At 71.6% G+C, this 13314-nt stretch carries 11 protein-coding genes; 9 read left to right on the top strand and 2 right to left on the bottom strand.

Going from position 1 to position 13314, the window contains the following annotated elements; genetic code table 11:
* Position 1: 1 nt before the first annotated feature.
* Entirely contained in the window at positions 2–1243 is a 1242-nt protein-coding gene (locus tag LUM46_RS20320; protein WP_274996472.1) for an RICIN domain-containing protein, read from the top strand.
* A gap of 39 nt (positions 1244–1282) precedes the next feature.
* Here the strand turns inward: LUM46_RS20320 and LUM46_RS20315 are convergent, their stop codons facing one another.
* Positions 1283–2086, bottom strand: a complete 804-nt coding sequence (locus LUM46_RS20315) for a maleylpyruvate isomerase family mycothiol-dependent enzyme (protein WP_274996471.1) — start codon at positions 2084–2086, stop codon at positions 1283–1285.
* 185 nt (positions 2087–2271) lie between these two features.
* On the opposite strand from LUM46_RS20315, the gene LUM46_RS20310 reads away from it, so the two are divergent.
* Positions 2272–4041, top strand: a complete 1770-nt coding sequence (locus tag LUM46_RS20310) for a thiamine pyrophosphate-requiring protein (protein ID WP_274996469.1) — start codon at positions 2272–2274, stop codon at positions 4039–4041.
* Between the two features lie 99 nt (positions 4042–4140).
* On the top strand, positions 4141–4515 hold the full coding sequence (locus LUM46_RS20305) for a VOC family protein (RefSeq protein ID WP_274996468.1): 375 nt from the start codon (positions 4141–4143) through the stop codon (positions 4513–4515).
* Between the two features lie 12 nt (positions 4516–4527).
* Here the strand turns inward: LUM46_RS20305 and LUM46_RS20300 are convergent, their stop codons facing one another.
* Complete coding sequence (locus LUM46_RS20300; protein ID WP_274996467.1) at positions 4528–6240, bottom strand: beta-xylosidase family glycoside hydrolase; 1713 nt, start codon at positions 6238–6240, stop codon at positions 4528–4530.
* 272 nt (positions 6241–6512) lie between these two features.
* Between LUM46_RS20300 and LUM46_RS20295 the strand changes: the two genes are divergently transcribed.
* From LUM46_RS20295 to LUM46_RS20270, 6 genes are all read left to right on the top strand, one after another.
* A complete protein-coding gene (locus tag LUM46_RS20295; RefSeq protein ID WP_274996465.1) occupies positions 6513–7619 on the top strand; it encodes a LacI family DNA-binding transcriptional regulator in 1107 nt (368 codons plus the stop codon).
* Positions 7616–9238, top strand: coding sequence for an FAD-dependent oxidoreductase (locus LUM46_RS20290; protein ID WP_274996464.1), 1623 nt, complete (start codon positions 7616–7618; stop codon positions 9236–9238). Before LUM46_RS20295 ends, LUM46_RS20290 begins: the two co-directional genes overlap by 4 nt.
* A 63-nt stretch (positions 9239–9301) precedes the next feature.
* Positions 9302–10612, top strand: a complete 1311-nt coding sequence (locus LUM46_RS20285) for an ABC transporter substrate-binding protein (RefSeq protein WP_274996463.1) — start codon at positions 9302–9304, stop codon at positions 10610–10612.
* 2 nt (positions 10613–10614) lie between these two features.
* Complete coding sequence (locus LUM46_RS20280; RefSeq protein ID WP_274996461.1) at positions 10615–11505, top strand: carbohydrate ABC transporter permease; 891 nt, start codon at positions 10615–10617, stop codon at positions 11503–11505.
* Positions 11495–12454: a carbohydrate ABC transporter permease gene (locus LUM46_RS20275; protein WP_274996459.1), complete on the top strand. Its 960-nt coding sequence runs from the start codon at positions 11495–11497 to the stop codon at positions 12452–12454. Before LUM46_RS20280 ends, LUM46_RS20275 begins: the two co-directional genes overlap by 11 nt.
* 68 nt (positions 12455–12522) lie before the next feature.
* The gene (locus LUM46_RS20270; protein WP_274996457.1) at positions 12523–13311 is read left to right on the top strand and encodes a GNAT family N-acetyltransferase; all 789 of its coding nucleotides are present in this window, start codon (positions 12523–12525) and stop codon (positions 13309–13311) included.
* Positions 13312–13314 lie beyond the last annotated feature (3 nt).

Raw genomic sequence — 13314 nt, 5'->3', positions numbered from 1 at the left:
GATGCGCACTCCCGAATCGTCCGGCCTGCTCGGCGCCGGAATCTCTCGCCGGTCCCTGTTAGGCCTCGCCGCGGGAGCCGCCGCGGCGGCCGGCCTCCTGACGGCTCCTTCGGCACACGCGGCCTTCCGGGCCGGTACCTGGTACGTCCTCCAGTCCCGCCACTCCGGCCTGGTCCTCCAGATCGACGGCGGGTCGACGGCGACCGGCGCGAGGCTGGTGCAGGGAACCCGTACCGACGCGACCAACCAGCAGTTCCGCTTCGTCGACGCCGGTGGCGGCTACTACAAGATCCAGGCCCGCCACTCCAACCTGCTGCTCGACGTCTACGCCAAGAGCACCGCGAACGGCGCCGACATCGTCCAGTGGAGCGACAGTGGCACCACGAACCAGCACTGGCAGATCCTCGACGACGGCACCTACCTGCGCTTCGTCAACCGCAACTCCGGCAAGGCCCTCGATCTGTGGGAACGGTCCACCACGCCCGGAACGCGCATCTCGCAGTACGACTCCAACGGCGCCGCCAACCAGCAGTGGCGACCCCTCCCCGTGGGCGCGCCCGCGGACGGGACGCCGACGATCTACATCGCCTCGGACTCGACGGCCCAGACCTACAGCTCCGGGTACTACCCGCAGATGGGCTGGGGCCAGAAGCTCGCGAACTACTTCGACGCGAACACGACGGTGGCCAACCACGCCATCGGCGGGCGCTCGTCGCGCTCGTTCATCGAGCAGGGCCGCCTGGACACCATCCTGGGCGCCATCCAGCCGGGCGACTACCTGTTCGTCCAGTTCGGGCACAACGACGCCAGCTCGGGCAACCCCGAGCGGTACACCTCGCCCGCCGACTACAAGCGGTACCTGCGCGACAGCTACATGGCCGGGGCGACCGCACGCGGCGCGACACCGGTCCTGATCACCCCGGTCTCGCGGCGCGACTACGACTCGAACGGCCAGTTCCGGGTCTCGTTCCCGGACTACGTCAACAAGGTCTACGAGCTGGTCGACGAGACCGGCGTCGCGATGATCGACCTGTCGGCACGCTCGCGGGCCTACCTCAACTCGATCGGCCCTGAGGCGGCCAAGCGAGTGTTCCTGCACCTGAGCGCGGGCCAGTACCCGGCGTTCCCCGACGGGGTCACGGACAACACGCACTTCCAGGAGTACGGAGCCGACCAGATGGCGCGCATCGTCGCCGAGGGCACGGCGGCGCTGGCCCTGCCGATCGCGGGGCACGTGCGATAGGCAGCAAGCCGGCCGGCATCTGGTGCGCTGAGGTGCCGGTCAGTCGGCGACATGGGCGGTGTTGTCGAGCCAGTGCTGGACGAGGCCCGCCTCGCCGTCGACCGTGATGTCGGTGGCCGCGCCGTTCGGGAGGGGGAGCCGCCGGGTCAGGACCAGCAGCAGCGTTCCCGCCGGGCCGGTCACGGTCACGTCGGCCTGCCGGGTTCCGGGCCGCCACGTCGCACCGTCGGGCCGCCGTTCGACGAACCGGGCGGTCTCGTCGCGCGTCGTGTCGGTGGCCACCCATCGCAGGGTCTGCCCGGTGCCTCTGATCGCCTGGGCGGACTCGGGCCGCCGCATCTCCCACGTCGGGGAGGTGAGCATCGCGAGGTGGTTGCTGATGAGCGCGGCGCCGACCTCGGCGTCGATGTCGACGGACCGGCCGGCCGCGTTGGCCGCGTCGAAGCCGTGGACCACCGCTTCGTTGACGGAGCTGTCCATCCAGAACCGTGTGCCGGTCCGCTGGTCTCCCGCGGCGTTGAACACCGGCGCGTCGAGCGCGTCGTCGGACATCGCGTCCGTGAGCCGTCGCGCGGACTCCGACAGCCATGCCTGCCACCCCTGCGGGCCGGCGGGAGGTTCGGCCGCCTCCGTGGGCAGCTGCGCGGGGTCGGTGATGCGCCGCTCGATGATCTCCGCGACCCAGTGTTGGGTCTGGCCGATGTGCGCGACCAGGTCGGCGACGCTCCATGCAGGGGCCGTCGGGACGACGGCATCAGGCCCGGCCGCGACTGCCGACTGCGCCAGACCTCGGGTGTGCTCGACGATCGCTCGCCGTGCGTGTGCCGTGTTCAGCTCAGTCATGGGGCTGTCCTCCTCGTAGGTTCGTCCTCCCGTGCCGACTCGGCGGCCCGGCCGAACTCATCGGTGCTCCTCCGCATCGCGAGCGCCGCGCGGCCCGCCCATGATGAGACGAGGGCGCCTCCTGGTGGAGCCGACGCCGGCGTGGGTGCCTACCGCCGACGGGCGGACGAGCACGGGGAGAACGAATGAGCTCCACCACCGTGGCAGACGGGATCGTCGACCGGCTGGTCGACTGGCGCGTGACACGAGTCTTCGGGTACGCGGGTGACGGGGTGGACCCGCTCCTGGCGGCGCTGCGCAGACAGGAGGAGCGGATCGAGCTGGTCACGGCGCGACACGAGGAGATGGCCGCGTTCATGGCGACCGGCCACGCGAAGTACGGCGGCGAGGTCGGCGTGTGCCTCGCCACACAGGGCCCCGGCGCCGTCCACCTGCTCAACGGGCTGTACGACGCCAAGCTGGACCGCAAGCCGGTGGTGGCCATCGTGGGCCAGGTGGTGACCAGCGCGCTCGGCTCCGGCTACCAGCAGGAGGTCGACCTGCACACGCTCTTCAAGGACGTCTGTGCGCAGTACCTGCAGGTCGTGTCGTCCCCGCAGCAGCTGCCGCACGTGCTGGACGACGCCTTCCGTACCGCGCTGGCCACGTCCAGCCCCGTGTGCGTCATCGTGCCGCACGACGTGCAGCAGGCGGATACCCCCGCCCAGGACGAGCAAGCTCACGGGGTGGTGCAGTCCTCGACAGCCTTCGCGCAGGGACGGACCGTGCCCGACGACGACCAGCTCCGTGCCGCGGCCGACCTGCTCGGTGCAGGCCGGCGTGTTGCTGTGCTGGTCGGGCAGGGAGCGGCCGGTGCCGAGCGCCAGGTGCGCGACGTCGTCGAACGGCTGGGGGCCGGGCTGACCACCTCGCTGCTCGGCAAGCCGCTCCTGGACGAGTCGCTGCCCTACCACTGCGGCGTCATGGGCCACCTGGGCACCACCGCCTCGGCCGATCTGATGTCCGGGTGCGACACCCTGCTGATCGTCGGCAGCAACGATCCGTGGACCGAGTACTACCCGGCGCCGGGCCAGGCCAGAGCCGTGCAGATCGACGTGACCGCGCGCAACATCGGGACGAAGTTCCCCGTCGAGGCCGCCCTGCCCGGGGACGCCGCCGCCACCCTGGACGCGCTCCTGCCCCTGCTCCCCGAGCGGGACGGGTGGCGCCAGGACGTCGAGCGCTTCGTCGGCGGATGGCGCGACGTCGCCGAGCGGCGGGTCGCGCAGCGGTCCGCACGGCTCAACCCGCAGCTGGTCCTGGACGAGCTGTCCGCGCAGCTCCCGCCCGACGCGCAGGTGGCCGTCGACGTCGGCTCGGTGACCTACTGGTACGCACGGTTCCTCCGGCTGCCGGACGGGGTTCCGGCGCACCTGTCGAGCACCCTCGCCTCGATGGGCTCCGCGATGCCGTACGGGATCGCCGCGAAGCTGCTGCACCCCGATCGCCCGGTCGTGGCGCTCGCGGGGGACGGGGCGATGCAGATGAACGGCCTGTCCGAGCTGATCACCGTCGCGCACCGCTGGCGCGACTGGGCGGACCCGCGGTTCGTCGTCCTGGTCCTGAACAACGGCGACCTGGCGGAGGTCAGCTGGGAGCAGCGCGAGATGGAGGGCGACCCCCGGTTCCCGACCTCGCAGACGGTGCCCGCGTTCCCGTACGCCGACTACGCCACGCTCCTCGGGCTGGAGGGCGTGCGGATCGAGGAGCCCACCCAGGTCCGCGAGGCGTGGACGGCAGCGCTGGCCGCCGACCGGCCGGTGGTCGTCGAGGCCGTCGTCGACCCCGACACCCCGCTCCTCCCGCCGCGCCAGCCGGCGGAGAAGGTGGAGTCCACCCTGCGTGCGATCGAGCACGAGCCCGACGGCGGGCAGGCGGCCGACCTGCTGCGCGAGCAGCGCGACGACGAGGCGTGAGCGGGCGACGAGCCGTGTGCCGTCGGCCCGCCGCGCGCCTTCGCCGATAGGTTGGGCACAGCACCGCACCTCAGGGATCGAGACCGAGGAGGACCCAGGATGATTCGTAAGCTGCAGGCCGTCGCGGTGGACTGCCCGGACCCGGTCCGGCTCGCCGAGTTCTACGCGGAGCTGCTGGGCGGGCAGGTCGACGTGGACCCGGACGACCCGGGGTGGGTGGAGGTGCACGGTTTCGAGGGCACGCCCCTGGCCTTCCAGAAGGTGGAGGGCCACCGCGCGCCGCAGTGGCCCGGCCAGGAGTCACCGCAGCAGATGCACCTCGACTTCGACGTGGACGACATCGAGGCGGACGAGAGGCGCGTGCTGGAGCTCGGTGCGACCGTGCTGGAGCGCACCGACCAGCTGCACCCGGGGGCCAACTGGCGGGTGTACGCGGACCCGGCGGGCCACCCGTTCTGCCTCTGCGCCCACTGAGCAGGACCGGCCTCACCCGCAGCCGGCCAGCTCCTCCTCGTCCGGGGTGAACCGGACCCAGTCGAATGCCGCGGTGAGCTCGGGCGTCGCGGCGGGGCCGCGGTAGGCGAACGGTCCGACGTCGGTGGCGGCGAGCTGGTCAGCGGGAGCGGCGCGGCCGAGGTTGACGAAGGTCGCGCCGTCGATGCTGTACGAGGCGGTCAGCCACGCACCGTGGTTCGTGATCCGCAGCCACACGGTGTCGCCGGTGCCGGGCGGAGCCATGGCGGCGTCCTCCATCGTCCACGGGTCGTTGCGGTCCACCCCGTTGTTGCGCCAGACGAAGTCGAACCGCTTCCCGGCGTCCACGTGCGAGATGTCGATGCGCACCGAGTTCGCGTCGTCGCGCCGGACGATCAGGCCTGCCTGCTGGAAGTTGACCTGTGGGTCCAGCGTCACCTGTGTCGTCACCTCCCACGGCGCGTCGGGCACCGGCTGCAGCACGAGCGGCGCCGACGTCGAGTTGCCCGGGTAGGTCGGGATGCGCCACGCACCGTCCGCCACGGTCGAGCGATCGAGGCCGCCCCGCACCGTCGTGGACCAGAGCGTCCGGTCGAGCGGGCCACCGTCGAACTCGTCGGAGCCCGCGCCCGTGCACTGCGCGTACATCGGGTCCTCGGGCCGGGTGTTCAGCGGGTCCCGCACCCCGTCCGGGTCGAGGACCGCGCGGGCGATGGTCGTGTGCGCGCGCTCGCCGTGCTCGTAGATCAGGTGCAGCGTGCCGTCCGCCCGCACGATCTGCGGGGACGTCGCACGGCCCGCCTCGGGCGGGGCCGGCCGGGGGATGTAGAGGGGCTCCGGCTCGCCGACGTCGGTCAGCGTCCGGTCGACGGGCCGGGCCAGGATGGTGCCGACGGTCGCGCCGTAGACGATGTAGTGCTGCCCCTTCCACTGCCACAGGTCGGCGGCCGACACGTTGGTGCCTTCCACGGGACCGGGCGTCACGATCGGCTCGGGCTCGACCTGCCAGTCGCGGCCGTCCGTCGAGTAGGCCAGGTTGATGTGCCGGACGTTGGTGTCGTAGTTCGTCATGAAGAACATCGCCCAGCGCTGCGTTGACGAGCGGTCGGGGTTGCGGAACACCCGCGCGTACGACGTCTCGGTAGCGTGCCGGCCGGGCTGCGCGGCGTCGACCATCTCCGTGGTGACCGCCTCGCCGCCGTAGGTGAACGTCACCCCGTCGGTCGACGTCGCGTACCTGGTCACCGTGTTGTCGCCGTGGAAGTACAGGTACATCCGCTGCTCGGCGGCGTTCCACACGGCGTCGGGCGACGACACGTGCGGCACGTCGTAGATGTCCTCCCACGTGTTCGCGACCACCGGGCTGGCCTCGTGCTGGGTCCACGGCCCCTCGAGCGAGTCGGCGTACATCAGGTTGATGCCGCCCGGGTCGTCGTGCGGCGCGTAGTACACGTACCACTCACCGAGCGGGTCCTCCAGGTGCTTCCCGGCGTGGAACACCGACGGGAAGATGAACTCCTGGTTGGGGTTGTGCGGCAGCGTGTCGTCGAGCGGATCGACGATCGCGCCCGTCGAGGTGAAGACCGGCAGCTCGCGGCCGGGCGGCCCGTCGGACGAGGCGGACGGCGGCGCCGCGTAGGTCACGCCGGGTGCGAGCCCGGCCGTGACCGCGAGGGCGGTCAGCGCGGCGCCGGCGAGGGCGCGGCGCAGGGTGAGGACGGCCATGATGCGTACTCCTTTGTCGCGGTGTCATGACGGGCGTCAGCCTTCGGCGGGAACCGGCGCGGGGTCAAGGGAGGTAATCAGACCTACCAGCGGAGCGCCTGATAATGCGCCCCATCCGACCAGGCACCACGCCGCAGGCGGAGGGTTCCGTGGACGCCGGGCCACACGGGGCAGTTGCTAATAATGCGCATCATCAGATTGACCGGCCGTTCCGCGGACGGTGACACTCCTGACATCAGCCTCCGGGTCGGAGCTGGGTTCAAGGAGGAGCCGTGCCACGTCGCCGCATCACGCAGACGGACGTCGCCGCGATGGCCGGCGTCAGCCAGGCCACCGTCTCGTTCGTGCTCAACGGCAGCACGCCGGCCGGGGTACGCATCAGCGAGGAGACCCGCCAGCGCGTTCTCGACGCCATCCGGATCACCGGCTACACCGCGAACCCCGCCGCGCAGCGCCTCGCGGGCGGGCTCGCCCAGATCCTCGGCGTGTTCACGTACGAGGCGACGTTCCCCCGCGCCAGCCGCGACTTCTACGGCCCGTTCCTGGTCGGGATCGAGCACGCGGCGGAACGGCTCGGCGTCGACCTGCTGCTGTTCACCAGCGCGCCTGTCGCGGACGGGCGCCGCAGGCTCACCCGCGAGGGCTGGCAGCGGCTCGGTGTGGCCGACGGCTGCCTGCTCCTCGGGCAGCACGAGGACCGGGGCGAGCTGCAGCACCTGCTCGACACCAACTACCCGTTCGTCTTCATCGGCAAGCGCGGCAGCGACGGCGGCCGGCTCCCGTACGTGGGCGCCGACTACGTCGGGGGCACGGTGCGGCAGATCGACCGCCTCGTCGCCCTCGGCCACCGGCGGATCGGCTACGTCGGCATGCGCGGCACCGACCAGCCCACCCTCGACCGCGTCGACGGGTACCGCAGCGCCATGAAGGGGCACGGGCTCACCACCCGGTTCGTCGAGCTCGACGACGTGGCGGCCACCGCGACCGAGATCGTCGACCAGCGCTTCACCGCGGTCGTCGTCGCACCCGAGAACCATCCCGAGGAGCTCGCCGACGAGCTCGAGCGCCGCGGCAGGCGCGTGCCCGACGACGTGTCGGTCCTGCTGCTCGGGCAACCGCACCACCCCCGCCGCGGCGGCAGGAACTGGTCGGGCTTCTCCGTGCCGCGCGAGGAGATGGGCGCCCGCGCGCTGTACCTGCTGTCCCGCCTGGTCTCCGACGACAGCCCCCAGCGGGCGCGCGAGACAGGCCGCACCTGCGCACTGACCGACGCCGAGCTCCACCAGATCCTCGTGTGCCCCGACGTGGACGGCGGCACCGCCGCACCCGCACGCACCGACGACACACCCCAGACCGACGACAGGACGGACCCCGCGTGACCTCTCAAGACCTGCAGACCGACGTGCTCGTGGTGGGCGCGGGCCTCGGCGGCATCGCCGCGGCGCTCGCGGCCGCCGACCGTGGCGCTCGTGTCGTCCTCACGGAGGAGCACCCCTGGATCGGCGGACAGCTGACCTCGCAGGCGGTGCCGCCCGACGAGCATCCCTGGGTAGAGCGGTTCGGCGTGACCGCCCGTTACCGGGCGCTGCGCGACGGGATCCGCGACGTCTACCGCCGTCGTTACCCCCTGACCACCGCGGCACGCGCGTGGCCGGAGCTCAACCCGGGCGCCGGGTGGGTCTCGAAGCTGTGCCACGAGCCGCGGGTCGCCGTCGGCGTGCTGGAGGAGATGCTCGCCCCCCACCGCTCCGCCGGCCGGATCCGGCTCCTGGAGCGGGTGCGCCCCACGGCCGCCACCACGGACGGCGACCAGGTGACGTCGGTGACGCTCACCTCCGTCGTCGGTGGTCCGGAGGTGACGGTGAGCGCCGCCTACACGATCGACGCCACCGAGACCGGCGAGCTGCTGCCGCTGACCGGCACGGAGTACGTCACGGGATTCGAGTCGGCGCGCGTGACCGGCGAGCCCAGCGCTCCCGACGCGGCCCAGCCGGACAACGTCCAGGCACTGAGCGTCTGCTTCGCCGTCGAGCACGTCGACGGCGAGCACACGATCGACCGCCCCGACCGCTACGACTTCTGGCGCTCGTACGCGCCGGGTGCCTGGGGCGGTGAGCGGCTGCTCTCGTGGACCGCGCCCAACCCCCGCACCCTCGAGCTCGAGCAGCGGTCGTTCACACCGAACCCCGGTGACGACCCGCTGGCGGTCGACGCCGACCAGTCGAAGAACGCCGGCGACGGGAACCTGTGGCTGTTCCGCCGCATCGCCGCGCGCGACCTCCACGAGCCCGGCTTCTACGCCAGCGACGTGTGCCTGGTGAACTGGCCGAGCATCGACTACATCCTCGACCACGTGCTCGACGTGCCGCGCGACGTGGAAGAGGCCCGGATCGCCGACGCCCGCCAGCTCAGCCTGTCGATGCTCTACTGGATGCAGACCGAGGCGCCGCGGCCCGACGGCGGCACGGGGTACCCCGGTCTGCGGCTCCGACCGGACGTCATGGGCAGCACGGACGGACTCGCCCAGGCCGCCTACCACCGCGAGTCCCGGCGGATCCAGGCGGTCACGACGGTCACGGAGAACGACGTCTCCTACGCCGTGCGCGGCGACCAGGGCGCCACCCGCTACGAGGACTCCGTCGGCGTCGGCATGTACCGGATCGACCTGCACCCCTCCACGGGCGGGGACACCTACATCGACGTGCCGTCGACGCCGTTCGAGATCCCGCTCGGCGCCCTGCTGCCGCAGCGGACGACCAACCTGCTCGCGGGCAACAAGAACATCGGCACCACCCACATCACCAACGGGTGCTACCGGCTGCACCCCGTCGAGTGGAACGTGGGCGAGGCCGCCGGCCACCTGGCGGCGCACTGCCTCGCCACCGGCCGCACCCCCCACGCGGTCCAGGCCAAGCCCGACCTGCTCGCCGACTACCAGGCCGAGCTCGTCGCCGCCGGTGTCGAGCTGCGCTGGCCGGACGGCGTCCACGCGTACTGACGGAGTCCACCCGTACTGACACACCCGCGACACCCCGTCGCGGATCAGTCCAAAGGAGCACTGATGTCTGCACAGCACACACCCCGCCGGACCGCGGTCACCGCGGCCGCGTTCGGGGCGGTACTCGCCCTCACCGCGTGCGGCGGGGGAACCGACGCACCGGTCGGCGAGCCCGACGCCCCGGCCGAGCCCGTCGACCTGCGGATGACCGTATGGACGGCGGACGAGGCGCAGCTCGAGCTCTTCCAGAGCATCGCCGACGACTACGTCGCCGAGAATCCCGAGCTCGTCTCCGGCGTGACGTTCGAGACCATCCCGTTCGAGGACTACACGACGTCGCTGACCACCCAGCTGGCCGGAGGCAACGCCCCGGACCTGGCCTGGATCTTCGAGAGCAACGCGCCGGAGTTCGTCGCCAGCGGGGCGCTCGCCGACCTGCGCCCGCTGCTCGAGAGCACGGAGGGCTACGCCCTCGACGACATCGTGCCGAGCGCCCTCGGCCTGTGGGAGGACAGCGAGGGGCTGTACGCGTACCCGTTCTCCACCAGCCCGTTCGCGATGTTCGTCAACACCGACCAGATCGCCGCCGCGGACCAGACCGACCCGGCCGAGCTCGTCGCGTCCGGAGGGTGGACGTTCGACGCCGCCCGGGACATCGCCGCCGCCACCGCGGAGGACTCCGGCAAGCAGGGTCTCGTGGTCCGGGACTTCGACTATCAGACGTGGGAGAACCTGGCCACCGTCTGGTCCGGCTGGGCAGCCGCCCCGTGGAGCGAGGACGGCACGCAGTGCACCTTCACCGAGCCGGAGATGGTCGAGGCCATGACCTGGATCCACGACGCCGCGTTCGAGGACGGCGCGATGCCGGGCCCGGGCACGACCGCCGACTTCTTCGCCGGTGACGCCGCGATGACCATCACCCAGATCAGCAGGGCGTCGGCGCTCGACGGCTCGTTCGACTGGGACGTCGTGCCCCTGCCGGCGGGACCGGCAGGCCAGCAGAACGTCGTCGGGCAGGCCGGGATCGGCGTCTTCGCCGCGGGGGAGCACCCCGACGTCGCCGCAGACTTCCTGGCGCACTTCACCAACCCCGAGAACGCCGAGCAGCTCGCCGGGTACTTCCCGCCGCCCCGCGCGTCGCTCCTGAACGCGGAGACGCTGGCCGGCGCCAACCCGAGCCTGAGCGCCGAGCAGCTGCAGGCAGTGGTCGTGGAGGGCGTGGAGGACGCCGTGACCAAGCCGGCGCACAAGAACTTCGCCCAGCTGTCGGAGACGGTGCGCGCCGAGCTCGACGCGCTGTGGACCGAGGACGCGGACGTCGAGGCGGTCCTCACGGACACCTGCTCGGCGATCACGCCCCTGCTGGAGGAGTGACCGTGGCGACAGTGTCAGCGGCGGTGCGCCGCGACTGGCTCGTCGGGTACGCCATGGTGGCGCCGGTGGTCCTGGGCGCGCTCGCGTTCGTCGTCCTCCCGCTCGGCATGGTGGTCTGGTACTCCTTGCACGAGTGGAACGTCCTGGCGAACACCTTCACCTTCGTCGGGGCCGAGAACTACGGGCGCATGGCGGCCGACGACGGCCTGGCGGACGCGCTCCTGGCCAGCCTGTGGTTCTCGATCGGGCTCGTCGTCCTCAACATCGTGCTGGCGCTGCTGCTCGCCGTCCTGCTCAACCAGCGGCTGCCCGGCACCACGACGTTCCGGACGTTCTTCTTCTCGCCCGTCGTCGTGTCGCTCGTCGCGTGGACGATCGTGTGGAGCTTCCTGCTCCAGGCCGACGGCGGTATCAACGGGTTCCTCGCGGTGCTCGGCGTCGACGGCCCGAACTGGTTGCGGCACGAGACCACCGCGATGATCGCGGTGATCATCGTGCAGGTCTTCAAGAACGTCGGGCTCAACATGATCCTGTTCCTCGCGGCGCTGCAGGGCGTGCCCGAGGAGCTGCAGGAGGCGGCCCGGCTGGACGGGGCCGGCGCGTGGCGGCGCTTCCGGTCGATCACCCTGCCGCTGATCAGCCCGACGATCCTGCTCGTCTCGATCATCACCATCGTCGGCTCGCTCGAGGTCTTCGCGCAGATCGACGTCCTCACGGGCGGCGGGCCGGGGAACTCGACGACCGTCCTCGTCTACTACCTGTACCAGCAGGCGTTCCGGTTCAACGAGTTCGGCTACGCCAGCGCCATCGCGGTGCTCCTGTTCGTCATCGTCCTCGTACTGACGCTCCTGCAGTGGCAGTCGCGCAAGAGGTGGGTCTTCCATGAAGTCTGACGTGCTGCCCGTGACGACGCCGGGCACCTCCGAGCCAGGTGCACCGACCGGGCCGCCCGGCACGCCGGGGACCGCCGTCGCCGGGCCTGCCCGGCCCCGGCGGCTCGGTGCCCGAGCCCGCCGGGGCTGGAACCGGTGGCTGCTCGTCGTGCTCCTTGCCCTGCTGAGCGTCCCGTTCGTCTTCCCCACCTGGTGGATGGCGACCTCCAGCCTCAAGCCGATGAGCGAGATCCTGCGCCGGGTGCCGACGATCTGGCCGCAGGACCCGACCCTGGACGCGTACGGCCAGGTGTTCACGCTCCAGCCGTTCGCGCAGCAGTACTGGAACTCCCTGTACATCGCGGCCCTCGTCACGATCGGCACCATGCTCGTGGCCGCCATGGCGGGCTACGCGTTCGCGCGGATCCGGTTCCCCGGGGCGAACGCCCTGTTCGTGCTCGTGCTCGTCGGCCTGCTCGTGCCGTCGGAGGTGACGATCGTCCCGCTGTTCCGGATCGTCAACAGCCTCGGGCTGATGAACACGCACTGGCCGCTGATCGTCATCCCGATCCTCGGTGCGCCCGCCGTGCTCGCCGTGTTCATCATGCGGCAGTTCTTCCTGGCGCTCCCGACCGAGCTGGAGGAGGCGGGCCGGATCGACGGGCTCGGGCGGTGGGGGATCTTCTGGCGCATCGCCCTCCCGCTGTCGCGGTCGGCCCTCGGCGCCGTCGCCATCTTCACATTCCTCAAGTCCTGGAACCTCTACCTGGAGCCCATCGTCTACCTGTCCAGCAAGGAGAGCTTCACGCTGCCGCAGGCACTGACCCAGTACGTCGACGCCTACGGCGGACCCATGTGGAACGTCCAGCTCGCCGCCACGACCCTCACCGTGCTGCCCGTCCTGGCCGTGTTCCTCGTGGCGCAGAAGCAGTTCGTCCAGGGCCTGGCGCACAGCGGGCTCAAGGGCTGAGCGCGGCGCGGGGGAGACGGCCGGTTAATCCGTTGCCCCGCGCCACGCCCAGCAAGGACCGTGTGTCCATGACCGACCCCTCCCACCTGCTTCAGGCCTATGACGAGCAGCTCCGCACCGACGCCGAGACCCCGAGCGCCATCTCCGTCGCCCGTGTCGGTCCGTTGCGGCTGGTGACCTTCCTGGGCGGGCGTGGGTTCGTCACGTACCGCGACCTCGGCGGGGCCGACGAGCCGGCGGTGCGCACGCTCGTCGCCGAGGCCATCGCCCACTTCCGGGCCGACGGCGGCATCACGCAGGTCGAGTGGAAGACCCGCGGCCACGACCACGCCCCGGGGCTGCACGAGGCCCTGCTCGAGCACGGGTTCGCGCCGGAGGACCGGGAGTCGATCATGATCGGCGACGCGGCGGCCCTCGCGGTGGACGTCCCCCTGCCCGACGGCGTCACCGTGCGCCGGGTGACCGAGGAGCCCGAGGTCCGCGCGATGTGCGCGATGCAGGACGAGGTCTTCGGCCAGCCGCCGTCGGATACGACGGCGAACGCGATCCTGCGCCGCCAGGCCGTGGACGACAGCATGGAGCTGTGGGTCGCGGAGGCCGAGGGGCAGCTCGTGACCGCGGGCCGGCTGGAGCCGGTGGCGGACACGGTGTTCGCGGGGATCTGGGGCGGTAGCACCCGGCCCGAGTGGCGCGGCCGCGGCATCTACCGGGCCCTGACGGCGGCCCGTGCGCGTTCCGCCCTGGCGCTCGGCAAGACCCTGGTCCACAGCGACTCGACCGAGTACTCACGACCGATCCTGGAGCGTTACGGCTTCGTCAAGGTCTCCACGACGACGCCCTACGCCTGGAAGCGCTGAAAC

It is taken from the genome of Promicromonospora iranensis (assembly GCF_028994805.1).
GTDB lineage: Bacteria > Actinomycetota > Actinomycetes > Actinomycetales > Cellulomonadaceae > Promicromonospora > Promicromonospora iranensis.
Note: the sequence above shows the minus strand (reverse complement) of the source record. Positions and strands in the feature narration are given on the sequence as shown.